Source organism: Kitasatospora fiedleri (assembly GCF_948472415.1).
Classification (GTDB): Bacteria; Actinomycetota; Actinomycetes; order Streptomycetales; family Streptomycetaceae; genus Kitasatospora; species Kitasatospora fiedleri.
Genome location: NZ_OX419519.1, coordinates 6956909 through 6981767 on the forward strand (window position 1 = coordinate 6956909; position 24859 = coordinate 6981767).

At 75.4% G+C, this 24859-nt stretch carries 23 protein-coding genes and 1 pseudogene; 7 read left to right on the plus strand and 17 right to left on the minus strand.

Annotated features, from left to right (window positions below):
• Positions 1-14: 14 nt before the first annotated feature.
• A complete protein-coding gene (locus tag QMQ26_RS31455) occupies positions 15-734 on the minus strand; it encodes an ABC transporter ATP-binding protein (protein WP_404813999.1) in 720 nt (239 codons plus the stop codon).
• 35 nt (positions 735-769) lie between these two features.
• Complete coding sequence (locus QMQ26_RS31460; protein ID WP_282203593.1) at positions 770-1822, minus strand: FtsX-like permease family protein; 1053 nt, start codon at positions 1820-1822, stop codon at positions 770-772.
• Positions 1823-2027: 205 nt separating this feature from the next.
• Here QMQ26_RS31460 and QMQ26_RS31465 point away from each other — a divergent pair, with 205 nt between their 5' ends.
• The 3 genes from QMQ26_RS31465 to QMQ26_RS31475 all read left to right on the plus strand — a co-directional run bounded on the left by QMQ26_RS31465 (position 2028) and on the right by QMQ26_RS31475 (position 5069).
• A complete protein-coding gene (locus QMQ26_RS31465) occupies positions 2028-3410 on the plus strand; it encodes a sensor histidine kinase (RefSeq protein WP_282203594.1) in 1383 nt (460 codons plus the stop codon).
• Positions 3407-4051: a response regulator gene (locus tag QMQ26_RS31470; RefSeq protein ID WP_100839284.1), complete on the plus strand. Its 645-nt coding sequence runs from the start codon at positions 3407-3409 to the stop codon at positions 4049-4051. The genes QMQ26_RS31465 and QMQ26_RS31470 overlap by 4 nt, the downstream gene beginning before the upstream one ends.
• A 118-nt stretch (positions 4052-4169) precedes the next feature.
• Complete coding sequence (locus tag QMQ26_RS31475; RefSeq protein WP_282203595.1) at positions 4170-5069, plus strand: AraC family transcriptional regulator; 900 nt, start codon at positions 4170-4172, stop codon at positions 5067-5069.
• Between the two features lie 154 nt (positions 5070-5223).
• Here the strand turns inward: QMQ26_RS31475 and QMQ26_RS31480 are convergent, their stop codons facing one another.
• Positions 5224-5697 (minus strand): carboxymuconolactone decarboxylase family protein, encoded by a 474-nt coding sequence (locus tag QMQ26_RS31480; RefSeq protein ID WP_282203596.1) that lies wholly within the window; start codon positions 5695-5697, stop codon positions 5224-5226.
• A gap of 249 nt (positions 5698-5946) precedes the next feature.
• Here QMQ26_RS31480 and QMQ26_RS37610 point away from each other — a divergent pair, with 249 nt between their 5' ends.
• Positions 5947-6348 (plus strand): nitronate monooxygenase, encoded by a 402-nt coding sequence (locus tag QMQ26_RS37610; protein WP_318552288.1) that lies wholly within the window; start codon positions 5947-5949, stop codon positions 6346-6348.
• Positions 6246-6926 carry a nitronate monooxygenase gene (locus tag QMQ26_RS31485; protein ID WP_318552289.1) on the plus strand — a complete coding sequence of 227 codons (681 nt, stop codon included), beginning with the start codon at positions 6246-6248 and terminating at the stop codon, positions 6924-6926. Before QMQ26_RS37610 ends, QMQ26_RS31485 begins: the two co-directional genes overlap by 103 nt.
• Positions 6927-6953: 27 nt before the next feature.
• Here QMQ26_RS31485 and QMQ26_RS31490 read toward each other — a convergent pair whose 3' ends face one another.
• The 14 genes and pseudogenes from QMQ26_RS31490 to QMQ26_RS31555 form a co-directional block, all read right to left on the minus strand.
• Entirely contained in the window at positions 6954-7586 is a 633-nt protein-coding gene (locus QMQ26_RS31490; RefSeq protein ID WP_282203597.1) for an AAA family ATPase, read from the minus strand.
• A gap of 35 nt (positions 7587-7621) precedes the next feature.
• The gene (locus tag QMQ26_RS31495) at positions 7622-9067 is read right to left on the minus strand and encodes an aminopeptidase P family protein (protein WP_282203598.1); all 1446 of its coding nucleotides are present in this window, start codon (positions 9065-9067) and stop codon (positions 7622-7624) included.
• 291 nt (positions 9068-9358) lie between these two features.
• Positions 9359-9733 (minus strand): hypothetical protein, encoded by a 375-nt coding sequence (locus tag QMQ26_RS31500; RefSeq protein ID WP_100839278.1) that lies wholly within the window; start codon positions 9731-9733, stop codon positions 9359-9361.
• A 92-nt stretch (positions 9734-9825) separates the two neighbouring features.
• Complete coding sequence (locus QMQ26_RS31505; protein ID WP_100839277.1) at positions 9826-10215, minus strand: roadblock/LC7 domain-containing protein; 390 nt, start codon at positions 10213-10215, stop codon at positions 9826-9828.
• Positions 10216-10294: 79 nt separating this feature from the next.
• The gene (locus tag QMQ26_RS31510) at positions 10295-10918 is read right to left on the minus strand and encodes a transcriptional regulator (protein ID WP_282203599.1); all 624 of its coding nucleotides are present in this window, start codon (positions 10916-10918) and stop codon (positions 10295-10297) included.
• Complete coding sequence (locus QMQ26_RS31515; protein WP_282203600.1) at positions 10855-11451, minus strand: hypothetical protein; 597 nt, start codon at positions 11449-11451, stop codon at positions 10855-10857. Before QMQ26_RS31515 ends, QMQ26_RS31510 begins: the two co-directional genes overlap by 64 nt.
• Positions 11451-11801: a hypothetical protein gene (locus QMQ26_RS31520; RefSeq protein WP_404814000.1), complete on the minus strand. Its 351-nt coding sequence runs from the start codon at positions 11799-11801 to the stop codon at positions 11451-11453. The genes QMQ26_RS31515 and QMQ26_RS31520 overlap by 1 nt, the downstream gene beginning before the upstream one ends.
• Positions 11802-12200: 399 nt before the next feature.
• Positions 12201-13523 carry an MFS transporter gene (locus tag QMQ26_RS31525; protein WP_282203601.1) on the minus strand — a complete coding sequence of 441 codons (1323 nt, stop codon included), beginning with the start codon at positions 13521-13523 and terminating at the stop codon, positions 12201-12203.
• Positions 13520-14125 (minus strand): winged helix-turn-helix domain-containing protein, encoded by a 606-nt coding sequence (locus QMQ26_RS31530; protein ID WP_282203602.1) that lies wholly within the window; start codon positions 14123-14125, stop codon positions 13520-13522. Before QMQ26_RS31530 ends, QMQ26_RS31525 begins: the two co-directional genes overlap by 4 nt.
• 86 nt (positions 14126-14211) lie before the next feature.
• Positions 14212-16566, minus strand: coding sequence for an immune inhibitor A domain-containing protein (locus tag QMQ26_RS31535; RefSeq protein ID WP_282203603.1), 2355 nt, complete (start codon positions 16564-16566; stop codon positions 14212-14214).
• A 154-nt stretch (positions 16567-16720) separates the two neighbouring features.
• Positions 16721-17755 (minus strand): annotated as a pseudogene (locus QMQ26_RS37615) (alpha/beta hydrolase family protein); the annotation flags it as partial.
• Positions 17756-17898: 143 nt separating this feature from the next.
• Positions 17899-18648: a DUF6159 family protein gene (locus tag QMQ26_RS31545; RefSeq protein ID WP_282203604.1), complete on the minus strand. Its 750-nt coding sequence runs from the start codon at positions 18646-18648 to the stop codon at positions 17899-17901.
• 203 nt (positions 18649-18851) lie between these two features.
• On the minus strand, positions 18852-21347 hold the full coding sequence (locus QMQ26_RS31550; protein ID WP_282203605.1) for an RICIN domain-containing protein: 2496 nt from the start codon (positions 21345-21347) through the stop codon (positions 18852-18854).
• A 548-nt stretch (positions 21348-21895) separates the two neighbouring features.
• Positions 21896-23194 carry an ROK family transcriptional regulator gene (locus QMQ26_RS31555; protein ID WP_199847184.1) on the minus strand — a complete coding sequence of 433 codons (1299 nt, stop codon included), beginning with the start codon at positions 23192-23194 and terminating at the stop codon, positions 21896-21898.
• 367 nt (positions 23195-23561) lie between these two features.
• Between QMQ26_RS31555 and QMQ26_RS31560 the strand changes: the two genes are divergently transcribed.
• Complete coding sequence (locus tag QMQ26_RS31560; RefSeq protein WP_282203606.1) at positions 23562-24722, plus strand: ABC transporter substrate-binding protein; 1161 nt, start codon at positions 23562-23564, stop codon at positions 24720-24722.
• Positions 24722-24859, plus strand: coding sequence for a hypothetical protein (locus QMQ26_RS31565; RefSeq protein WP_282203607.1), 138 nt, complete (start codon positions 24722-24724; stop codon positions 24857-24859). The genes QMQ26_RS31560 and QMQ26_RS31565 overlap by 1 nt, the downstream gene beginning before the upstream one ends.

Genomic DNA, 24859 nt, shown 5'->3' on the forward strand with positions numbered 1-24859 from the left:
CGGGTGGCCGGGGCTCAGCCGGTCAGGCGGCCGTCGTGCATCTCCAGGACCCGGTCGACCCGGCCCAGCAGGTCGCGGTCGTGGGTGACCATCACGGTGGCGGTGCGGTGGACGCGGGTCACCTCCGCGAGCAGGTCGACCACCTGGGCGCCGCGTTCGTGGTCCAGTGCCGAGGTCGGCTCGTCCACCAGCAGCACCGAGGGGCTGCCGAACAGCGCGCGGGCGATGTTCACCCGCTGGCGCTCGCCGCCCGACAGCCGGTGCGGGCGGCGGCGCTGCTTGCCGCCCGCCAGGCCGACCGACTCCAGCAGCTCCTCGGCCCGGCGGCGGGCCCGCTCAGGACGGCGACCGCGCACCGACTCCAGGACCAGCAGCTGCTCGACGGCGGTCAGCGAGGCCAGCAGGTTGGACTGCTGGAAGACGATGCCCAGCCGCTCGCGGCGCAGCGCGGTGCGTTCGCGCTCGCCCAGCGCGCCCGCGTCCACGCCGTCCACCAGCACCCGGCCGCGGTCCGGGCGCAGCAGCGTCGCGGCCACCGCCAGCAGGCTGGACTTGCCGGAGCCGGAGGGCCCCGCGACGGCGGTGAACTCGCCCGGGGCGACGGCCAGTTCGACGTCGTCCAGGGCGGTCAGCCGACTCTCGCCGTCCGGGTAGCTGAGCGTCACCCCGTGCAGCGCGAGGCCGGTGCGGACGGCGGCGGCAGGGGTAGGGGCGGGGGTGGCGGGGACGGTCACGGGGGACTCCTGCGGAACGGGGACGGGACGGGGGGTCATCGGTGGCCGCCCAGCGCGGCCAGCGGGTCGACGGCGGTGATCCGGCGCACCGCGAGGGCCGCGCCCAGCAGGCCCAGCAGCACCATCGCGCCGACCGGGACGGCGACCGTCCACACGCCCACGTCGAACGGCACCGCCGCGGAGGCGAGCGCCCCGCCGGCCGCGCCCAGCGCCCCGCCGAGCAGCGCGCCCGCCAGCAGGACGGCCGCCGCCTGGGCCAGCGCGTCGCGCACCAGGTAGCCGTTGGAGGCGCCGACGGCCTTGAGCACCGCGATGTCCGGGCGGCGCTGCACCGTCCACACCGTGAAGAACGCGCCGACCACCAGGGCGCTCACCGCGAACAGGAAGCCCTGGATCAGCCGCAGGCTGCCCTGCTCGGCCGCGTACCCGTCGATCCCGGACAGCGCGTCGCCCAGCGGGACGGCCAGCAGGTCGGCGGGCAGGCCGTGCGGGGTGCCGCGCACCGCCAGCGCCGTGGGCTGGTCCCGGCCGGAGACCTGCTGCCAGGTCTCCGGGGTGGTCCACACGCTCGGCGCGTGCGACAGGGAGCGCTGCGCGGTGACCGCCGAGACGGTCAACCGCCGCGCGCCCACGGTGACCCGGCTGCCGGGTGCCAGGTGGTACGCGGCGGCGGTGTCGGCGCCGACCGCGACTTCGCCGTCCGCCGGGGCGGCGCCCGCGACCAGGGGCGGCAGCAGCGCGGGATCGGTGCCCAGCACGCTCACCGCGGCCGCCCCGCCGTCCGCCGTCAGCCGGCTCATCGCCACGCCCAGCGGGTGCACCGCGCCCGCCCCCGCCGCCGCCACCGCGTCCCGCTGGGCCGCCGAGACCGTGCTGGCCGCGAACGACGCCTCCGCCGGACCGCCCGCCGGGGCGCCGAACACCACGCCGTCCGCCGGGAGTTCGGCGATCGCCGAGGACGCCGCCGAGGCCAGGCCGCCGGTCAGGCCGTACAGGAACACCACCAGGGTGGTGATCAGGGTGACCACCGCGCCCATCAGGGCGAACCGCCCACGGGCGAAACGGATGTCACGCAGAGCGACGAACACGGGAGACCTCTCGGAGGGGCGGCGGAGCGGGGCGTTCTGGCAGCGCTCCGGGAGCGGACCACTCCAGACTGGTCCGCGGCGGCCCCGCCGCCATCGGGGAGACGGACGGAGCCGCCACCCGCCGAGGGGTGCACCCGGAAATCCATCGAACGGTTGATGCCGCGGCGCGGCCCGGGGCCGCCACCGCCCCGTACCCTCGGAAGGCGTGCCCCGTACCGAACCGCCGCCGCCCCCGCCGCCGCCGTCCCCGTCGCAGGCCGAGCCGGCGGCCGGGCCGCACGCCTCGCCACCTGCCGCCTCGCCCGACGCGCCGACCGGCCCGACGCCCGCGCTGCGGCTGGCCAACCTCGCCGTACACGGCCTGTTCCTCGCCCTGCTCGCCGTGCTGCTGGCCCGGGCCGCCGCCGACGGCGCGCTCGGCGCGGGCGGCTGGGCCACCGCCGGCACGCTGGCGGCGCTGTACGCGGCGGGCGGGGCGGTGCGGCCGGTCCGCGCCTCGCGCGTCCTGGGCGGCTGCTGGCTGCTGGCCGTCGCCCTGCTGTGGATCGGACTGACCCTGCGGCACCCCGAGTTCAGCTACCTCGCCTTCCCGCTGTACTTCGGCTGCCTGCACGTGCTGCCGCCGCGCCTCGCCCTGCCCGCCGTGGCCGCGCTCACCGCCGCCGTCCTCGCCGCCCAGGCCACCACCCCCGGCGGGCTCACCACCGCCAATGTGCTCGGCCCGCTGGCCGGCGCCGCCGTCGCGCTGCTCACCGCGTACGGCTACGCCGCCCTCTACCGGGAGAGCCGGGCCCGCCAGCGGCTGATCGAGGACCTGGTCCGCACCCGCGACGAACTCGCCGCCAGCCAGCGCGAGGCCGGCCGCCTCGCCGAACGCCAGCGGCTGGCCCGGGAGATCCACGACACCCTGGCCCAGGGCCTGGCCGGCATCGTGCTGCTGGCCCGCGAGGCCCGGGGCGCCGCCGCCCTCCCGGCCGCCGCCCCGCTGCTCGACGAGATCGAACGCACCGCCTCCGCCAACCTGGCCGAGGCCCGCCGCTTCGTCCACGCCCTCACCCCGCCCGCGCTCGACGGCACCACCCTCCCCGACGCGCTGCGCCGCCTCGCCGACGGCGCCGGAGCCGCCTTCCACCGCGACGGCGACCCGTACCCGCTGCCGGTCGAGGCCGAGGTCGCCCTGCTGCGCCTCACCCAGGAGGCCCTGGCCAACGCCGTCCGGCACGCCGCCGCCGCGCACGTCGCCGTCACCCTCGGCTACCTCGACGACGCCGTCACCCTCGACGTCTACGACGACGGCACCGGCTTCGACCCCGCCACCGCGCCCGCCCCCGACTCCTTCGGCCTGCACGGCATGCACGAGCGGATTGCCGCCCTCGGCGGCACCCTCACCGTCGAGTCCGCCCCCGGCGAGGGCACCGCCGTCGCCGCGGCGCTCCCGCTGCGCGCCGTCGACCAGCCCGCGGCGCCCGCACCCGGCCCCGGCGGCCCCGCACCCGGCCCCGGCCCCGGCGGCCCCGCCGTCGGACGCCCGCCGGGCAGCGGGCGGCGGCCGGCCGGGCGGTTCCTGCCCGCGGGGGTGCGGCGGTGATCCGGGTGCTGGTGGTGGACGACCACCCGGTGGTCCGGCGCGGACTGCGCGCCGTGGTCGAGGACCTGCCGGAGGCCACCGCCGTCGGCGAGGCCGCGGACGGCGCCGCCGCGCTCGCCCTGCTCGCCGAACTGCCCGCCGGGCAGCGCCCCGACGTCGTCCTGATGGACCTCCAGATGGGCCCCGGCATGCACGGCGTCGAGGCCACCCGCCGGATCACCGCGCTGCCCGACCCGCCCGCCGTCCTGGTCCTCACCACCTACTCCACCGACGCCGACATCCTCGCCGCCGTCGAGGCCGGGGCCACCGGCTACCTGCTCAAGGACGCCCCGCCCGAGGACCTCGCCGCCGCCATCCGGGCCACCGCCCGCGGCGAGACCGTCCTCGCACCGCCCGTCGCGGCCCGGCTGCTCGGCCGCGTCCGGGCCGGGCGGCCCTCGCTCTCCCCGCGCGAGGCGGAGATCCTCCAACTCCTCGCCGAGGGCCTGCCGAACCGGCGGATCTCCCGGCGCCTGTTCATCAGCGAAGCCACCGTCAAGACCCACCTGGTGCACATCTACGACAAACTCGGCGTCGACTCCCGCACCTCCGCCGTCGCGGCCGGCCTCGCGGCCGGGCTGGTCCGCGCCGCGGAGCGCTGAGCGGGCGACCCGGGCGCCGACCCGGGCGGGGACCCGACCGAAGCGGGCCGGGAATGTCGGGTGCGGGGGGCCGGCCCCCGCCTAGGGTCGGTGGCAAGGAAAGGGAAGGGGAGCGGGGTTGCTGGAGCGGTTGAACCAGGCGATGGACCACGTCGAGGAGCACCTCGACCGGCGGCTGGAGGTGGCCGAGCTGGCCCGGATCACCGCCACCTCGGAGTACCACTTCCGGCGGCTGTTCTCCTCGCTGGCGGGGATGCCGCTGTCGGAGTACGTGCGGCGCCGGCGGCTGACCGTCGCGGCGGCCGAGGTGCTGGCCGGGGAGCCGTCGCTGCTGGACGTCGCGGTGCGCTACGGCTACGGCTCCGGGGAGTCCTTCGCCCGGGCGTTCCGGGCCCTGCACGGGGTCGGCCCCGGGGAGGCCCGGCGCTCCGGGGCGGTGCTGAACGCGCAGCCCCGGCTCTCCTTCCGTCTCGTCGTCGAAGGGAGTGCCACCATGCGGTACCGCATCGTGGAGAAGGAAGCGTTCCGGGTGGTGGGCAGCAAGGCCCGGGTCCCGTTGATCCACGAGGGCGTCAACCCGCACATCGCCGAGCACGTCCGGGGCATCCCGGCGGAGACCGTGCGGCGGATCACCGCCCTGTCCGACCAGGACCCGCAGGGCCTGGTCGCGGCGACCGTGCGGCTGCCGGAGGAGGGCCCGGACGGCCTGGACGGCTTCGCGGAGGGCAGCCTGCTCGACTACTACCACGCGGTGGTCAGCGGGATGGCCGCGGACGACCTGCCCGCGGACCTCGACGTACTGGACTGCCCCGCGGGCAGCTGGGCGGTGTTCGAGAACACCGGGCCGTTCCCGCAGGCGCTCCAGCAGCTGTGGGCCGAGGTGGCGGCCCGGTGGATGCCGTCCAACCCGTACGAGTACCGGCCCGGCCCGGAGATCCTCCAGGTCCGGCTGGTGCCGGACGATCCGGGGGAGTCCTCCGCGCAGCTGTGGATTCCGGTGGCGCGGACCTCCGGCTGACCCGCCCCGCCGGTGGGGTGCCGGGGTCGGCCCGGCCGTCGCCGACGTGGCACCGCGCCAGGCCGGCTGCGGCCGTCCCGCCCGCCGGGCCGCCGCCCGGACCGGCCGCACCCCGCCCTGACGGCGGGCCGGGGGCGGCCGGGGGCGGGGTGGGTCAGGCGAACTGGCCGGGCACGTAGTCGCCGGCGGGCTGCTGGATGATCACGTTGATCCGGTTGTAGGTGTTGATCAGGGCGATCAGGCCGACCAGCGCGGCCAGCTGCTCCTCGTCGTAGTGCTTGGCGGCCTCCGCCCAGGCGTCGTCGCTGACCCCGCCCGCGGCGTCCGCGATCCGGGTGCCCTGCTCGGCGAGTTCCAGCGCGGCGCGCTCGGCCTCGGTGAAGACCTTGGCCTCGCGCCAGGCGGCGACCAGGTTGAGCCGCTGCTGGGTCTCCCCGGCGTGCGCGGCGTCCTTGGTGTGCATGTCGGTGCAGAAACCGCAGCCGTTGATCTGGCTGGCACGGATCTTCACCAGCTCCTGGGTCGACATCGGGAGCGCCGACAGGCCCAGGGCGTGGCCGGCCGAGTTGATGTGCTTCAGGAACTTCGCGCCGAGCGGGTTGGCGAAGTAGTCGAGGCGTGCGTCCATGGTGGTGGCTCCTTGTTCTTCGAGTTGTTCTTCGAGCGGCCGTCGCGTGCTTTCGAAGGTCTGACCCCGCGGCCGTCCCCGATGTGACAGCCCTCGGATGTGACGCCCGTCACGCTATCGGCGGCCCCGCCTCCCGCCGCGCAGGCGGGCCAGGGGGGTGGTGCGGGGCGGCGTAGGGTGGCCGGCGGGGGTCGGTGGAGGGAGTGCGGGATGGGTGCGGAGTGGGCGGTGCCGGTGGTCGCGGCGCCGATGGCGGGTGGGGCGGGGACCCCCGAGTTGGTGGCTGCCGTGAACGGGGCCGGGGGGCTCGGGTTCCTCGCGGCGGGGTACCGCAGTGCCGAGGGGTTGCGCCAACAGGTGGGAAGGGCGCGGGAGTTGACGGACCGGCCGATCGGCGTGAACCTGTTCGTCCCCGGGCCGCCCGCCGCGCCCGGGGCGGTGGACGCCTACCGGGAGCGGCTGCGGCCCGAGGCGCTGCGGCGGGGGTCGAGCTGCCCGCCGAGATCCCGGCCGACCGCGACGACTGGGACGCCAAGGTCGAACTGCTGCTGCGCGACCCCGTCGACTGGGTGTCGTACACCTTCGGGCTGCCCGAACCGGCCGAGGCCGCCGCCGTCCGGGCCGCCGGCATCCGGCAGGCCGGCACCGTGACCAGCCCCGCGGAGGCCCGGGCCGCGACCGCGCTCGGCCTCGACGCGCTCGTCGTCCAGGGCCCGGAGGCCGGCGGGCACCGCGGTACGCACCGCGCCGAGGACCCGCCCGGGACGCTTCCACTGCTCGAACTCCTGGCCGCCGTACGGGAGGTGACCGCGCTGCCGCTGATCGCCGCGGGCGGGCTGGGGGACGGGGCGGCGATCGCCGCGGCGCTCGGGGCCGGTGCGGTGGCCGTGCAGCTCGGCACCGCGTACCTGCGCACCGCGGAGTCCGGGGCGTCCGCCGCGCACCGCAGGGCCCTGGTCGAACTGGACGCCACCACCGTCACCCGGGCCTTCACCGGCCGCCCGGCGCGCGGGCTGCGCAACGCGTTCACCGACCGCCACCAGGGGCACGCCCCGGCGGCGTACCCGGAGGTGCACCACCTCACCCAGCCGCTCAGGGCGGACGCGGGCCGCCGCGGGGACCTGGCGGCGATGCACCTGTGGGCGGGCACCGCCCACCGCCGGGCCCGCACGGGCGGGGCGGCGGACGTCACCCGCGACCTGTGGCGGGACGCGCTGCGCGCGGGGTGAGGGCGCGGGCGGCGGGGCGCCGGCGGCTCAGTCGAACCGGATGTGCCGGGCCCCCGTCCAGGCCCGGCGCAGGCGCCCGCGCAGCGCGCCGTCGGTGTTCGGCGCGAGCGCCGGCCCGCAGGCAGCGGCGATCCGGTCGGCGACCTGCGGGACGGTGAGGCGGTCGGTCCACAGGTGCGCGGCGAACTCGTCCCCGCGCAGGCGCTCCAGGCACAGGTCGAGCTTCGCCACGGCGAAGCTCTCCCGGCGCGGCGGGGCGTCCCTCCCGGCGAGGAGCCCCACGGCGCGCCCGAAGCCGCGCTCGCGCAGCCGGCGGAGCACCGTCCGGCGCTCGGCCAGCAGCGCGAAGTGCCGGACGTCGTGGCCGCGTTCGCGCAGCCGGCCGACGGTCTCGCGGAAGTACGCGGGCTCCACGACCGTCATCGGCACGATCACCGTCCCGTCGTGCCCGGTGAGGGCGCGGTCCAGCACCTCGTACACGCCCTGCCGCCAGGCGGGGAGGTCCTGGAAGTCCCCGCGCAGGGCGGGGGGCGTCATCCGGTGCAGGCCGAAGCCCACGCGCTCGGGGTCGCAGACGACGCTGCCGGCCAGCCGCCGCCGGAGCTCGTACGCGGTCTGCGTCTTGCCGCCGCCGAAGGGCCCGTTGATCCACAGGAGCATGCCCGGACTCTCCTGCGGGTCCCGGGGGAGGGGGATCAGCCGAGCAGGTCGCCCATCCAGGATTCGACGGCGTCGGGTTCGCGGGGGAGGGCGTGGGACATCAGGCGGGCCCCGTCGGAGGTGATGACGAGGTCGTCCTCGATGCGGACGCCCAGGCCGCGCAGTTCGGGCGGGAGGGTGAGGTCGTCGGGCTGGAGGTAGAGGCCGGGTTCGACGGTGAGGACCATGCCCTCCTCGAGGACGCCGTCCAGGTACGTCCCGGCGCGGGCCTTCGCGCAGTCGTGCACGTCGAGGCCGAGCATGTGGCCGCTGCCGCAGAGGGTGTAGCGGCGGTAGAGGCCGGAGTCCTCCCGGAGGGCCTCCTCGGCGGGGACCGGGAGCAGGCCCCAGGCGGCCAGGCCCTCGGCGATGACGCGCATGCCGGCCCGGTGGAACGCGCGGAAGGAGGCGCCGGGGCGCAGGGTGGCGATGGCGGCGTCCTGGGCGGCCAGGACGAGTTGGTAGACGTCGCGCTGGGCGGGGGTGAAGGTGCCGGAGAGCGGGAGGGTGCGGGTGATGTCGGCGGTGTAGAGGGTGTCGGTCTCCACGCCCGCGTCGAGCAGCAGCAGCTTCGAGGCGTCCAGCGGGCCGTCGTTGCGGGTCCAGTGCAGGACGCAGGCGTGCGCGCCGGAGGCGACGATGGTCTCGTAGCCGGTGCCGTTGCCCTCGGCGCGGGCGCGGGCGTTGAAGGCGCCTTCGAGTACGCGTTCGCCGCGGTGGTGGCGCAGGGCGGTGGGCAGGGCGCGGACGACGTCGGCGAAGCCGGCGGTGGTGTGGTCGACGGAGAGCTGGAGCTGTTCGACCTCCCAGGCGTCCTTGACCAGGCGCAGTTCGGAGAGCGCGGTGGCCAGCCGGCCGTCGGGGGCGGCGTGTGCGGCGGGCGGACGGCCGGCCAGGGCGTCGAGCACCGGGTCGACGCCGGACAGCAGCCGGGTGGGGACGCTGCCGGCGAACAGCTCGGGCAGGTCGTCGAGGTGGGCGGTGCGCAGGCCGGTGAGCCGGGCGGCCTCCCCGAGGTCGGCCCGCCGGCCGACCCAGAACTCGCCGTAGCGGCGGTCGCGGTAGAACTCGTCGGAGCCGCCGGAGCGGTCGGAGCGGGGGCGCACGTGGAGGACGGGTTCGCCGTCCGGTTCGATCACCAGGACGTGGCCGACCTGCTCCTCGCCGGTCAGGCCGGTGAGGTGGGCGTAGGCGCTGTGCGGGCGGAAGCGGTGGTCGCAGTCGTTGCTGCGGACCTTCAACTGCCCGGCGGGGACGAGCAGCCGCTCGCCGGGGAAGGCGGCGGCGAGCCGGTCGCGGCGGGCCGGGAAGTGGGCGTACCCGGGGACGCGTCCGTCGGCGGGCAGCGGGGTGGCGGCCCACTGGCCGGTCATGTGGGAGGCCAGGGCGGGGCTGACGGGGAGGTCGTGGCTGCCGGTGTTCAGGGCGGGCTGGTCGGTCATCGGCGGGGGCTCCTCCGAGGCGGTCCGGGCGGTCCGGGTGGTCCGGGTGTGCGGTGGCAACGGTCCGGCCGACTCACCGGACAGTGAAATTTCACATTGCCACGTTACCTGTCACACCTCACGGTGGGCCAGACCCCCGGGCAGCACGGATGTCCGCCGGACGGCAGGCTGCCCCTGCCCCCGCTGCCCCGCTGCCCCGCTACCTCGCTGCCCCCCGGGGCGCGGGCCCCGGTCGGCGGGACGGAGCCGTCCGTCCGCGTTCCCACCGGGGGCCTGCTCGCCCTGCGCGGGTCACACCTCCAGGTCGGCCTCGATCCGCTTCAACTGGTGCCGGGCCATCGCCAGGTTGGCCCGGTTGCGGTCCAGCGCCAGGTACAGGAACAGGCCCTTGCCGGTGCGCGAGGTCAGCGGCCGGATCAGGTGGTACTGGGTGGAGAGGCTGATCAGGATGTCCTCGATCGCCTCGTTCAGGTTGAGCAGCTCCATCGCGCGCAGCTTGGCCCGCACCACGTCGGTGTTGCCCGCGGCCGCGACGTTCAGGTCCAGCTCCGCGCTGCCGCCGATGGTGCCCAGCGCCATACCGCTGTTGTAGTCGACCAGGGCGACGCCGATGGTGCCCTCGATCGCGCTCATGATGTCCTTGAGGGCGGTTTCCACAGCAGCCATTTTTTCCAAGTACCTCTTCCGTGAAAGGAATTGACGACTCGTCAGCTCTTTGGAGCGACGGGTGTACCGCAGGGTGGGAGGGACGTCCGGGGTCAGAAGGTCGTCCGGTCGAGGTCGGTGTCGGCCAGGGCCGCTATCCGCGCCCCGGCCCGACGGGCCTCCAGGTGCAGCCGACCCACGTTGGCCTGCGAACCGGCCAGCAGGGTCAGCACCGTGTACGCCCCGGCCGCGTACGTCGCGGTGTAGCCGCGCTCGCCGCGGGTGATCAGCTCCCGGAAGGCGCCCTGCCCGGTCGCCTCGGTCAGCCGGGAGCCGACGCCCAGCGCCGCCGCGGTCAGCGCGGCCACGCCCTCCGGCTCCAGCGCGGGCGCGTCGTGCGCCACCACCAGGCCGTCGACGGTGGCCACCAACGACCCGGTCAGGTGCGGGATTCTCGCCCGCAGGCCCCGCAGTTCGGCCTGCACCTCGGCCTCCGGCAGCACGGGGGTCCTCCTCGCGGTCAGTTGTCGAAAGGTCCGCTTCATGACGGGGTCGGCGGGACGGGGCGGGCGGGCGGGGCGGTCACAGGGCCTCCAGAGCGGCGCGTAGTCGGAGCAGCAGGCCCACCTCCGGGTCCGAGGAGTCGGGGGAGCGCGGACCGGGCGGCAGCAGCACGTCCGGTGGCACGGCTTGCGGCACGGCGGCCGGGGGCGGGTCGGGGACGGCGGCCGGCCGCGGGGCCGCGAGCAGCCCCGCCGCGGCCAACTGCCGGACGTCCAGCAGCGTGCCGTAGGTGGAGCGCCCCAGCAGCCGGGCCAGCTCGGGCGCGGTGCGGGTGCCGTCGGCCGCGGCCAGCAGCGCCTGCCGGCGGCGACGCGGCACCGCGGTGCGGCGGGTCGGGGCGGCACCGGTGGCCCGCAGCGGCGCCCGGTCCAGCTCGGCGGACGGCCAGCAGCCGTCCAGCAGCGAGCGGCGGCGGCCGATCGCGCCGCGCAGCTCCAGCACCGAGAGCGGGCGGGCCAGCCGGAACGCCGGGCGGGCGGCCGGGTCGAAGCGCAGCTCGCCGTCGTGCTGGGCGAGCGCGTCCTGCGCGCCGTCCAAGGTGGCGGCCAGCCGGGCGAGTTCGAGTTCGCCCGGGCCGATCAGGCCGCTGCCCGCCAGGTACTCGGCGTGCCGTCCGGCCCCAGCAGCAGGCTGTCCTCCCACGCGCGCAGGGTGATCCGCCCGGCCCCGGTCAGCAGGTGGCCGACGGTCGCCGCGCCCGGCGCCTCGGCGTGCACCACCAGGCCGCCGGACAGGTGCACCGCGCCGTCCGGGCCGTGCAGGGCGCCGGTGGAGCCGTCGGCGGCGAGATCGGTCAGCGCGGCCTCGAAGGTGGTGGCGGGCGCGCAGCTGGAGCGCCGCCGGCGCGGCAGCGGCGCCGCGTGGGCCCGTGGCCGGACGGCCGGTGGTTCGGCGGCCGGCGGTTCGGCGCTTTGGGGGTCGGTGCCTTGCGGTTCGGTGCCTTGCGGCTCGGGGCTTTGCGGCTCGGCGGTCAGGTACGGGCCGGGGACCTCGGCGGCATGGCCGAACGGCCGGGCGGCGGGGGCGAGTCGGTGCACCGAGACCGGTGAGGCCACCAGCAGCGGCGGCACGGACGGCATCGGCGGGACGACCGGCAGGACCGGCACGACCGGGACGGACGGGAGCGAGGGCACGGGCGGTTGCGGTGCCGGGGTGAGGGTGTCGGTGGGCCACATCAAGAGAGCACCAGCCGGTCGGCGACGGCGGCCAGCCGCAGCCGGGCCATCGCCAGGTTGGCGTGTTCCCGGTCCAGCCGCAGGTAGAGGAAGACGTTGGCGTCGAAGGACGCGGGGACGAAGCGCAACAGGTGGTAGTGGGCCCCGGAGGTGACGATGACGTCCTCGGCGGGCGGCGCGCCGGTGTCCGGGTCGGCGAACGAGGGGGTCTGGGTGACCGCCCGGGCGAGTTCGGTGGCGTCGGCCGCACCGACCTCGTGGTCGCCGTCGGGGCCGAGACCGGCGGTTCCTATGGCCAGGCCGTTGGTCCAGTCGACCAGGCTGACCCCCAGGGCGCCGGTGATCCCCATGGCTTCCGCAAGGCACTCCTCGATCCCGGACACGAACCGCGTTCCCTCCCCACCGTGCGGGCACGGTGCGTCGCCGTCACCGCCTTCACCTGCGGTAGTCTGACCAGGACGCAACGCTACCGGCGTCGCCACGGGAGAGCGAGACTTTCGGTCATATCCCTCGGGCATATGCGCGAATGCGCTAGGGTGCGCCGCCGGTTGAGCCGCCGCCGCCGGGGCCGACCGACCGGCCGAGTGGTGCGAACGGCGACGCGAACGGCGACGTGAACGGTGCCGCGGACGGCGATGCGGGCAGCGACACGGACGGCGGCGGAGAAGGCGACACGGACGGCGGCGCGAACGCCAACGGCCGTACACCGCGGCGGGGTTGCCGGGGCACGGCCGTCGGGGGAGCGGCGGTCAGCGCGTGGCGGTCGGCTCCTGGACCGTCGCCCGGGACGCGTCCTCGGCGGGCTCCGGCTGGACGGGCAGTTCGCGCATCCGCGGGATGGGGGAGGCCAGCACCCACAGGGCGGAGCAGACCGCGCCGACGGCGGCGATCCACAGCGCGGGGCGCAGGCCCAGGGTGCTGCCGAGGAGGCCGCCGAGCAGCGAGCCGAGCGGGCGCACGCCGTAGTTGACGGCCTGGTAGGCGCCGAAGACGCGGGAGCGCAGGGCGTCGGGGATGCAGGCGGCGAAGATGGTGCCGGCCGAGATGTCGAGGATCATCACGCCGACGCCGGAGAGGAACTCGGCGCCGAACAGCAGGGCCGCGGCGGCGGCGACCGAGCCGCTCGCGAGCGGGATCAGCAGCAGCGGGGCGGGGAAGAGCACCAGCCCGAGCAGGAAGGCGGGGCCGATGCCGATCCGGGCGGCGAGCCGTCCGGTGAGGGCCGCGCCGAGCAGGGTGCCGACCGCGGCGGCGGCCATCACCGCGCCCAGCAGGCCGGCGCTGAAACGCAGTTCGCGGGTGGCGTAGAGGACGAACAGGGCGCCGATGACGAAGGTGAACAGGTTGACGGTGGCGGTGCCGAGCAGCGAGGCCCGGATCACCGGGTCGCGCCGAATCCAGCGCAGGCCCTCCGCGGCGCCGCTGTGCTCCTTCTCGGCGGGCGGCGGTTCGACCGGATCGATCTTCCGCAGGAACAGCGCGGAGACCAGGAAGGAGGCCGCGTCCACCACCAGCGCCAGCGGCGCGGCCAGGAGTTGGACCAGCAGGCCGCCGAGGCCGGGGCCGGCCACGTAGGTGGCGGCCCGGCTGCCGTTGATCAGCGCGTTGCCGCTGAGGTAGCGCTCGGCGGGCACCAGGGCGACGAACAGCGGCGGGTTGCAGACGTGGAAGAACACCGACAGCACGCCGACGGCGAGCACCACCGCGTACAGCTGGGCCAGGGTCAGCACCCCGGCCGCGTGGGCGATCGGGACGGTCAGCAGGGCGGCGGCCCGGCCCAGGTCGGTGGCGATCATCATCCGGCGGCGGCGCCCGTAGCGGTCGGCCCAGCCGCCCGCGTGCAGCGAGAACAGCAGGTAGGGCAGGTAGCCGGCGGCGCTCAGGTAGCCCATCTGGGCGGCGTCGGCGTGCAGGGTGGCGACCGCGATCAGCGGGATCACCAGCAGGGTGATCTGGTCGCCGAGCGAGGAGACGGTCTGGCCGGTCCAGTAGCGGCGGAAGGCCGGTTCGTGCAGCAGCTCGGGTATCCGGCGGCGGACGGCGGCGGCCGGGCGGGTGGCGAGGAGGGTCACGGTGCTTCCCCCTCCGGGGTGGGGTCGGTGGGGTCGGTGGGGACGGCGAGCCGGATCAGCTGGACGGCCCGGGCGCCCGCGGGGGGCGGGTCGGGGCGGCCCAGCCGCTCCGCGTAGGGGCGGATCAACTCCTCGACGCGGGCTTCGAGTTCGGTGAGTTCCGCGGCGGTGACCAGGACGGCGCTGTCGCCGAACGAGGCGGCCTCGCGCCACTCGGGGCTGCTCTCGCCGCGGTGCAGCAGCCAGCTGGTGGCGCGGGCGAAGTAGCCGTCCAGCACGGCCCGTTGCAGCGCCTCGGTGGCGGCGGCCCGCTCCGGGTCGGCGGGGGCGGCGTCCCAGCTGGTGAAGGCGGCGGTCGCGCGCCAGGGCTTCTCCCGGCCGCGCCCGCCGCCCGCCTCCTCCACCAGGCCGTACTTGGCGAGCTGGCGCAGGTGGAAGGAGCAGCTCGCCACCGACTCGGTGCCGAGCAGCTCCGCGGCCCGGGTCGCGGTCAGCGGCCCGTGCAGGCGGAGCAGGCCCACCAGTGCCATCCGGGTGGGATGGGCGTAGGCGCGCAGGGCGCGCGGGTCGGTGAGCCGGATGGCCGGCGGCGGTTCGCTCATATTCTAAAGCTATCTTTGGAAAGAGTTCTTTACAAGCCGCCGACCACCGGGTTCAGTGGGTCCGGGTTCAGTAGACCACGGCCCGCTCAGGCCGCCGGACCCACCCTGACTGTGGTGAGCCGGCCGCCCTCGGCCTCCCGGACCACCTCGATCCGGGTGCCGGTGTCCGGCACCTGCACCCCGAGCTGCGGGATCGCCGGGTCGGTGTACACCCCGGCGCGGTCGTCGAACACCGGCACCGCCGGCTCGGCCGGGACCCTGGTGGCCGCGCCCGCCCGGTGCAGCGTGAACGCGTCGGTCCGCCGCAGCGAGAAGGTCGCGTCGTAGGGCTGCGCGCGCCCGTTGGCGACCGTGCCGTCCTCGAACCGCAGCGCCTTCGGGTGCGCGTCCACCGGCAGGATCAGGCCGCCGCCCGGGTGGTCGGCCGTGTTGTTGTCGCCGTGGGCGGTGTCCCAGAGCCAGACCAGCACGCCTTCCTGGTACGGGTAGGTGTCGATCACGTCGCCCTTCCCGGCGACGCCGGTGTACCCGAAGTTGTACGGGCCGGTCCTCAGGAAGGCGCCGTAGCCGGCGTAGCGGCGGTTCTCCACCAGGTACGCCCGCGGGTGCTGCCGGACGGCCTCCGCGCCCTGGAGGACCGAGAAGCCGACCTGCGTCCAGGCGGCCCCGCCGTCCTCCGCGCTGTCGTCCACCAGCACCGCGCCGCCGGCGGTCAGCCGCACCGCGTCGACCAGCACGCCCCGGCCGTGGGTGTTGGAGTCGGAGGTGGCGTGGAAGCGCACCCGCAGGCTCCGGCCCAGGTAGGCGTCGAGCGGGACGCGCAGTTGCCGCCAGCCGTTCGAGGCGCCGCTCAGGCCGGGGGTCAGTGCGGGGGTGTCGCCGATCGGCTGCCCGTCGACGGTGCCGTGCAGCGGCGCCCAGGTCCGGCCGTCGTCGGCCGAGCCCTCCACCGTGAGGAAGTCGTAGTCCGGCTCGGTGTCGTACCAGGTCGCGGCGGTCAGTTCGGCCGGGCCGGTGGCACCGGTCAGGTCGACGGTGCGCGAGAGCACGGCGTCCAGGTTGTCGCCGGTGTCGCTCCACCACTGTCGGCCGCCCTGGTACGGGGCGGCCAGCGCGGTGGTGGTGCTGCTCGGCGGCAGGTGCACCAGGACGGCCTGCGCCTGGTCGGTCCGATAACCGCTGACGCCGAGGGTGTGGCTGGAGCGGGTCGCGGCCCGGGCCTCGTCGTAGTCGAGCCAGCCCAGTTGGAGCTTGCTCCAGGCGTCCAGGTCGCCGGGGTACTCGCCGGTGCTGTTCCGGCCCTTGCCCAGGTAGGAGCCGGAGGACATCAGCGACCAGAAGCCGACCGCGTTGTCGCCGCTGCTGGTCGGGTACAGGTCGGGCAGGCCGAGGTTGTGGCCGAACTCGTGCGAGAACAGGCCCACGCCGCTGTTCTCGCCCGCCTGCACGTAGTCGTAGACGTACAGGCCGCTGTCGCCGACCGGTGCGCCGCCGATCCGGTTGCCCGCCGGGCCGGTCCGGCCGGTCGGGTCGGGGAAGGTCCAGCTGCGGTGCGCCCACAGGGCGTCCGCGCCCTGGGCGCCGCCGCCCCAGGTCTCGTCGACGCCGGCGTGCACCACGATCACGTTGTCGAGGTAGCCGTCCGGCTCGTCGAAGTCGCCGTCCCCGTCATGGTCGTAGCGGTCCTCGGTGTCGTACTGGGCGAGTTCCGCCCGCACGGCGGCCAGGGTGCGGCCCTTGGCGATCTCGCCGTCGTACCAGGCCCGGGTGGCGTCCCGGACGAACTCCTGGGCCTGGGGCCACGCGCCGCCGCCCTGCGGGCCCCGGTTGGAGCCGTAGCGGGCCTCGTTCCACGGCACGGTCACCCAGTCCGAGACGGTGCCCCGGAGGTCGTACCGGCCCGAGGACTGGGTGCGGTAGAAGTTGCGCACGGAGTTCGCGCCGGGCGTGTCGTCGAAGAACATCTTCTGGTAGTAGGCGCGGCTGAAGTCGCGCTCCCAGTAGGTGTGGGTGTCGTTCCCGCCCGGCCGCGGGATCGCGTTGTGCCGCGGGCCGGGGGTGCCGCCGTAGCGGACCTGGCCGTCGTACCGGGTGGTGGTGTCGACCTGGTCGCCGAACTGGGCCAGGATCACGAACACCTTGTCGGTGCGCTGCCTGGCCAGTTGGACGTAGTCGTCGCCGATCTTCACCTTGGCCGGCGCGGACCTGCCGTTCCTGGCGACCCCGCCCTGGTTGACCTGCTCCAGGGCCCGGGTCCTGAGGGACTGCCGGGCCTGCTCCTGCGGCGGCAGCGGGGAGGGCGGCGCCTCCCGGCCATCCGCTCCCTGGTCCGAGGTCAACTCGACGGCTGACTTGGCGGGTTGGGCGAACGTAGGAGTGGCGGTCAGTGCTATCGCGCCGGTGGTCAGCGCGGCCATGAGGGCCGCGCGAAGTCTGCGCACGTGACCCGCTCCTCTCGGGGGTGGGCAACTGGATGGCCGGTAATATTTCACATGTCACCCATTGCGTGGAAGGGGCTGCCCCCGACTCCCCGCGCAGGAAGTCCAGTTCCACCGCGGCGACCCGCTCCAGCGCCCCGTCCGGCAGCAGGTGGCTCACCCCCGGCAGCGGCAGCACGCGGTGCGACCGGCCCGCCCGGGTCGGCACCTCGGACAGTCGCAGGGTGTGCGAGGGGTGCACGTTGTGGTCCGCCAGGCCGTGGATCGGCAGCAGCGGGCGGCACAGCCCCGGCGCGTCGCCGAGCAGGCAGTCCGCCGCGTATCCCGCCGGGTTGTCCTCCGGCAGGCCCAGGTAGCGCTCGGTGTACGCGGTGTCGTACGGCCGGAAATCGGTCGGCGGAGCGCCCGCGCCGGCCGCGTGGAACACGTCCGGGCGGCGCAGCACCGCCAGCGCCGCGAAGTACCCGCCGTACGACCAGCCGCGCACGCCGACCCGCCCCAGGTCCAGGTCCGGATGGGCGGCGCCGAGCGCCCGCAGCGCGGCCACCTGGTCGTCCAGCGCGACCTGCGAGAAGCGGCGGAAGACCGCCCGGGTGAAGTCCGGCGAGACGAACGGGGTGCCCCGGTTGTCCACTGTGACCACGGCGAAGCCCTGGTCGGCCCACCACTGCTTCAGCTGCCGGCGGCGCGGCTCGTTGGCGACCGCCTGGAAGCCCGGGCCGCCGTACACGTCCAGTAGCACCGGCAGCCGGTGGCCCGCCGCGTGCCCGCGCGGGTACAGCACCGCGCCGGGCAGGCCGAGTTCGGTCACCCGGGCCAGCAACGGGCGCGGGCGGTAGGGGAGTTCGGCCGACCGGTCAGGAAAGCCCCGGCTGCCCGGTGGAGTTCGCAGCTCCCGGCGGACGCCGTCCAGCGAGGCCGAGATGAGCAGCAGCGCGTCCTCGGCGTGGGCGGCCACCGCGTGCACGCCCGCGCTCGCGGTGAGCCGCTCCAGCGCCCCGGTGTCCGGGTCGAGCAGGAACACGTGCTGGTCGGCCGGGTCGCCGTCGCCCGCCTCGATCAGCAGCCGGCCGTCCCGCCGGGGGCCGCCCACCCGGCGGACCTGGAGCCGCTCGTCGGTGAGGACCTTGCCGTTGGTTGCCGCGCCGCGCCGCGCCGGGTTCGGCTGGAAGCATGAAGTGTGAAATGCCACGCGTCATACGGAGGGTCGGCGCCGCCGAATCCGGGGAACCGGCGCACGACAGCGGCGCGCCCGGCCGTGAGCGGGGCGGGCGGGGCGAGGTAGGCCGGGGGCGGGGTGACCGGCCGCGGGTGGGGCTGACCGGCTCCGGGTCGTCAGGCCACGGCGGAGGCGTCCCGGTAGAGCACGGTGCGGAAGATCCCGGAGACCGTGGCCCCCACCAGCAGCGTGCAGACCAGGAGCAGGGCGGCGAGCACCCCGCCCGCGGCGGCGAGGCCCGCGCTGTTCGACTCCGCCCCGAGCATGAACGCCACGAACCCGACGACCACCGAGAGGACCAGGGGCACTGCGATCCACACCGAGCCGTACACCTGCCGGGAGAAGGTCTCGCGCAGCATCCGGGCCGACCGGCGGGTGCCCTCCGCGATTCCGAGGCCGTCGATCATCATGGCCGGCAGTGCCAGGTAGGTGGCGACGGCCCATCCGGTACTGAACAGCTCGTCCATGAACCAGCCGATGACCGGAACCCGCTCCAGCTGCCGGACGAGCACCAGGACAGTCGTATTGAGCAGGCTCCACGCCAGCAGCCGCCGCCAGTGCCGCAGGGCCCGCCGGCAGTTCACGCCGACCCGGACGGGCTCCCCCCGCAGCACGTCATCGACCGCGCAGACCATCGCGGCACCGCAGAGGGTGAACACGAACCCCGCCAGGAGGTAGCCGACGGCCACGGCGGCCACGGCGGAGGCGGACGGCGACGGCTCGGCCCAGCCCCGGAGCAGTGCCGGCACCGCCAGGACACCGGCCACCAGCGCCGCCGCGGCACCGCCGAGCAGTGGGAACACCAGCAGACGGCGGTTGTTCCGCAGCACCCGGAAGGACGCGCGAACGGGCTGAACGGTACTCACGGAAGGGCCCCCACGGACGGTCGTGCCTCGTTGACGCGCCACAGGCTATGACAGCCCGCGGACCGTCCGGCACGGAGGTGCCACCGCCCCGGGCCGGGGCCGTTCGGGGCCCGTCCGTTCGCCCGTTCGCCCGTCCGCCCGGACGCCGGCCCGCCCGCCCGGGCAGACGGACGGGCGGACGGGCGGACGGGCAGACGGGAGGGTCAGCCGATGGTCCAGCGTTGGAGGGCGGAGCCGGTGTCGGTCTGCTGGGTGACGACCGCGCCGTTGGCGGTGGAGGCGGTGGTCAGGGACAGGCCGCTGCTCCGGGAGGTGATCCGGTAGCCGCCGGTGGTGGGGGTGACCACCCAGCGCTGGTTGGCGCCGCCGGTGCAGGCCCACTGGATGATCTGCGCGCCGGCCGCGCCGGAGCCGCCGCTGACGTCCACGCACAGGTGGGAGAGGACGTTGGTGATCTGGTAGCTGCCGTCCGACTGCCGGGTGAAGGTCCAGCTCTGGTTGCTGCCGCCGTTGGTGCCCCAGGTGATGAGCTGGGTGCCCTGGTCGAGGGAGTGGTCGGGGTCGTCCAGGGCCTTGCCGCCGGTGACCAGGGTGTGGGCGCCGCTGAGGACCGGGGCGACGGCCCAGCCGAAGGACACCGTGCCGGTGGCGGTGCCGGAGGAGGCGGTGACGGTGACGGTGGAGGCCCCGGCGGCCGTCGGGGTGCCGGAGACCAGGCCGGCGGGGCTGATGGTCAGCCCGGCGGGCAGGCCGGTGGCGGTGAAGGTGAGCGGCTTGCCGGCGCTGTCGTGGGCGGTGAGCTGGAGCGAGACGGCCGTGCCGAGGCTGCCGGACTGGTCGCCGGGGGAGGAGACCGAGACGCTCTCGGGCGCCGAGCCGGTCCGGGTGAGGGTGAGGGTCTGCTCGCCCGCGGTGCGGGTGCCGCCGACGGAGTTGCCGGTGGTGTTGGTCCAGCTGCGGGCGGGGGTGGTCTCGGCGGGGCGGCCGGCGTCCGCGGAGAGGCCGATCACCAGGCCGCTGTAGCGGTTGACCAGGCGGACGGTGCCGGTGGGGGTGTTGTCGGCGGCGGTGCCGGGGACGACCCACCACTGCTGTCCGACGGCGGGTCCGCCGGAGCCGGCGGCGGTGACGGTGGGCCGGGCGCCCCAGGCGCGGCCCGCGGTGGTGGTGGAGTCCACCCCGAGCAGCCCGCCGGTGGCGGCGTTGGCGATCCGGTAGGAGCCGTCGCCGTTGCCGGTGAAGGTCCAGGACTCCAGGGCGGAGCCGGTGGCGGTGCCCACGGAGGTGGTGGCGGAGCCGCCGGAGACCTGGGCGAGCACCCGTCCGGCCCCGCCGGCGATCCGGTACGACCCGGTCTCGTCGACCGGCCCGGGGGTGGTGGCGGAGGCGTCCAGGGTGATGTCGACGTACTCGCCGCCGGAGGTGCCGCCGCCGGGCTGCGGCGAGCAGCTGATCGAGCAGTAGGAGCGGAAGCTCCGGCCGACGATCGAGGTGCCCGTCCGGCTCGCGCCGTCGAGGAACCAGCGGTACCAGGAGGAGGTGCGGTAGCTGCCGGTGTCGCCGAGCGGGAACCACTTCTGGGTGGAGAGGTCGGCGGTGGCGTAGAGCGGCTGGGGCACCGATCCGCCCTGGGAGTCGGGCTCGGGCTCGCCGACGTACAGCTTCAGGTGGGCGTCGTAGGTGATGTTCATGACGAACAGCGGCGAGGTCGGGGGCATCGTGCCGGCCGCGATCTGCTGGGCCGCGGTGCCGGTGTTCGCCGGGTCGTACTCGCCGGAGGCGGGGGTGTACCCGGTGGTGCTGCCGGGGCCGACCGGGACGATGTTGCTCTCCTGGCCGCCCGTGCCGGGCTGGGTCCAGGCGCCGTCGTACCACTTGCGCCAGGAGCCGGGCGCCATCTTGGCGGAGATCGGGGCGCGGGCCACGTGCTCGTAGAACGCCTTCCAGCCGCCGTTCTTGTCGACGATCCGCGAGCCGTAGAAGACGTAGAAGTACCCGGAGGCGGTGTCGACGTACAGCCGCTGGTCGCCGTCGCCGTAGGAGTACGTCTGGTTCGGGAACGCGGTGGTGTCGCCCCGGGAGGTGCTGTAGGGGGAGGTGATCGCGTGGTCCGCGATGGTCCAGGTCCGGCCCTGGTTCTTGGAGACGGCGTAGTCGATCGCGTCGAAGTGCAGCCCGTCGCCGAAGGGTTGGGGCGTGAACTCGTTGTGCACCAGCCCGTACCAGTCGCCGGTGTCCGGGTCGACCCAGACCCCCGAGAGGTCGCAGTAGTTCTTCTGCGCGTAGCCGGAGCCGCTCGGCGCGGCGGTGGCCGTGCGGCCGGTGGGGCTGTTGTTGCAGCGCCAGGTGGTGTCGTTGTTCCGGTCGCTGCTGTTGGCCGGGTTGACGGCGTCGCTGATCGCGCCGGAGCGGGTCGCGGTGTCGAAGTCGGGGCCGGTGAAGAAGTCCCAGTACCTGGGGTCGTTCGCGCCGTAGAGGGCGGCGGACTGCTGGAAGTAGAAGGTGCCGTCCTTGTCGAGGTACGGGCTCGCCGGGGTGTCGGTCGGGTGCGCGTACGGCACGGGCGATCCGACGCCGACGGTGTACGTGGCGGCGGGCGGGGCCGGGGCCGCCGAGGCCGGGGCCGTGGCGACCCCGGCGGACAGCGGCAGGACGGCGGCGGCGAACACGGCCGCGAGGGCTCTGCGGGGGGATGGCACGGATGCTCCTTCGGTGACGAGGTGCTTCGCGATGGGGGGCACCGGTCCCCGACCGGTGGGCGCGCGGCGCCCGCCGTCCGGGACCGCAGGGGGGACGGCGGTGCGGGCGCGCGGATGTGCGGCGTGCCGGTGCGGGGGTGGGCCGGTACGGGAGGGTGGGCCGGTACGGAGTGGGCCGGGACGTGCCGGAGCGGTCGGTGTGAGCGCCCGCGGGCCGCCGCGGGGCTCCAGGGGGCCGCCCCGCGGACGGCCGGGGGGACGCGCTGTTCGAAGTTGCGTTTTCCTGAGGGTCTTTGAGCAACTTCACGCACACCGTGGCAGTGCCCGGGAGTGAAGTCAAGAGCTGCCGTCGTTCGGGCCGCCGCCCGGGCCGCCGTCGGGGCGGTCGCCCGGGTCGCCGTCGGAGCGCCGCTCGGGCCGCCGTTCAAGTCGCGGCGCGAGGTGCGGCGTTGGCCGCTCCCGGCCCGGTCCGGCCCGACCCGGCTGGGTCCGACCCGGCTGGGTCCGACCCGGCTGGGTCCGACCCGGCTGGGTCCGGCCCGGCCCGGCTAGGCGGTGCGGACCCCGTCCTCCACCGGCTCCGGCCGGACCGGGACGTCGGAGGGGTCCTGGAAGATCCCCTCCAGCGCCAGGTGCGCGCCGCCGCGGGCCGCGTTGGAGAGGCCGAGCGCGGAGGCGGAGACGACGACCTGCTGGGAGCCGGGCGAGATCCGCCGGCGGTCCAGGAACTCCTGGGCCGGGCCGACCAGGTACCGGTCGAAGACCGCGAAGTAGCCGCCCAGGACGATCCGGGGCGGGTTCAGCACGTCCACCAGGACGCTGAGCCCGAGGGCCAGGTCCTCGGCGACGGTGGCCAGCGCGGCGAGGGTGCGCGGGTCCCCGGCGTCGGCCCGGTCGAGCAGCACGCCGAGCCGTTCGGCCAGGTCGACCGAGCGGTCGTGGACCGGGTCGTCCGGGTCGGCGGCGGCGTCCAGCAGGGCCTGGAGTCCGACGGCGACCTCCCAGCAGCCGGTGCGCCCGCAGCCGCAGGGCCGGTCGAGCCGGTCGAGCTTCATGTGGCCGATCTCGGAGCCGCGCAGCAGTCGGCCGCCGGAGATGCCGGCCCCGCCGGCGCCGATCCCGCCGGTGACGTAGACGAGTTCGCGGGTGTCGGGGCCGGGGGCGGCGAGGTACTCGGCGAGCGCGCCGGACTCGGCGTCGTTCTCCAGCAGGACGGGCGGCGCGTGCCGGCCCAGCCGGGCGCGCAGCTCGTGGACGGCCCGGACGTCGCGCCAGCCGAAGTTGGTGGCCACGGTGACCGTCCCGGTGGCGCTGTCGATCGAGCCCTGGGTGATCAGGGTGATCCCGATGGTGTGCATGCCGCGCTCGGCCACCGCGCTGAGGCAGTCCGCGACCAGGTCGGCGACCTCGCGCAGGGCGGCCTGCGGGGTGAGGGCGGGGACGTCGAGGGCGCGGCGGTCCTGGTGGACCACGGTGCCGCGCAGGTCGAGGGCGAGGACGGTGATGTGGTCGGGCCCGACCTCGGCGCCGACGCCGCAGATCCAGCGGCCGTCGAGCTCGACCATCCGGTGCGGGCGGCCGACCGCGCCGGCCCGGTCGAGTTCGCCCTCGCGGACCAGGCCGCGCTGGATCAGCTCGGCGACCAGGACGGAGACGGTGGCCTTGGGCAGGCCGCTCGCGGTGGCCAGGTGGGTGCGCGACTGGGCGCCGTTCTCCCGCAGTTGGCGCAGCATCACGCCCAGGTTGGTGCGGCGCAGTGAGGCCTTGTCGGCGACCTCGGGGTGGCCCGCCAGGACGGCGCTCGCGAGGCCGCCCGTGCCGGTGGTGCCGCGCTGCGTCTGTCGCACGTGCTCTCCTCGTTCCGGGACCTGGGGGCAGGCCGGTGTCGACCTGCCCATATTAGTTGATGCACCACATGAAATAACCGCGGCCGCCGTCCGCCGCCGGGTGCCGGTCCGGTCGCGATCCCGCCTCCACGGCGCCTGCGGCATGCGGTGGGGCGGGTCAACTCCCCCCGCCGTCAGGCATTTTGCCCGACCGGTTCGGCGGGGGCGGCCGTTCGTCGCGTTTGTGCAACGGCCCACCGCACCCCTTGACAGCCCCGAGCCTTAATTAACACACTAGCCGAATTAACGGCCCGGGGTGTTCAGCGGGCCCCCACCGCCGCGCCGGGGCCGAGTCCGCTCGCGGCAGGCAGCAGAACAGGACCTCCTCATGAAGAACCGCGCGCTCAGAACGCTCACCCTCGCCGTGGCGCTCGCCTCCCTGGCCGGCACGGCCGCCTGCGGGTCGGACGGATCGGCGGGCCACTCCGCCGGGCCGGTCACCATCGAGTTCTGGGGCTGGGCCCCCGGCTACGAGAAGTCCGTCGAGCTCTTCAACTCCACCCACCCGGACGTCAAGGTCGTCTACAGCAAGATCTCGCCCGGCTCCAAGGGCGGCTACACCAAGCTGCTCAGCGCCGTGAAGGCCGGCAACGCCCCCTGCGTGGCCATGGTCGGCTTCGAGACGCTGCCCACCTTCGCCGCCGCCGGCGCCCTCCAGGACGTCACCCCCGCCGCCGCGCCGTACGCGAAGGAGTACGCGTCCTGGGCGTTCGCGCAGTCCGGGGTGGCCGGACACACCTACGGCCTGCCGGTGGACACCGCCCCGATGGCGTTCATCTACCGCAAGGACCTGTTCGCCAAGTACGGCATCCAGCAGGCCCCGAAGACCTGGGACGAGTACGCCGCCGACGCCGCGGCCATCCACGCCGCCGACCCGAACGCCTACATCGGCTACTTCGGCAACGACGCCTACAACTTCGCCGGCCTCGCCTGGCAGGCCGGCGCCAAGTGGTTCGGCACCAGCGGCGACAAGTGGACCGTGAACCTGGACGACCCGGCGACGAAGAAGGTCGCCGCGTTCTGGCAGGACCTGATCGACCGGAAGCTGGTCAAGGTCGTGCCGAGCTTCGACACCGCCCTCTACCAGGGCATGGGCGAGGGCAGCATCCTCTCCGACGTCAACGCGGTCTGGGACACCCCGATCCTGGCCGACAGCGTCAAGCAGACCGCCGGCAACTGGGCCGTCGCCCCGATGCCGGTCTGGGACGCGGCCACCCCCGCCGCGGGCAACGCCGGCGGCACCCCCAACGCCGTCCTGAAGGGCTGCAAGAACCCCGCCCAGGCCGTCGAGTTCGCCCACTGGTTCGGCACCGACCCGGCCGGCGTCGGCAACCTGATCAAGGAGACCGGCATCTACCCCGCCGCCCTCTCCGGCCTGGACAACCCGGCCCTGGCCGAGCCCGACCCGTTCTACGGCGGCCAGCGGGTCTTCGACGTCTTCAAGGACGCCGCCGCCCACGTCGACCCGGCTTCCAGTGGGGCCCGGTGATGACCAAGACCTCCGGCGCGCTCGGCGACGGCCTCGGCAAGGCGGGCACCGGCACCACCACCCTGGACGCCGCGCTGGCCGACACCCAGGCCCAGACCCTGGCCGAGATGAAGACCCAGGGCATGGAAGTCGGCTGA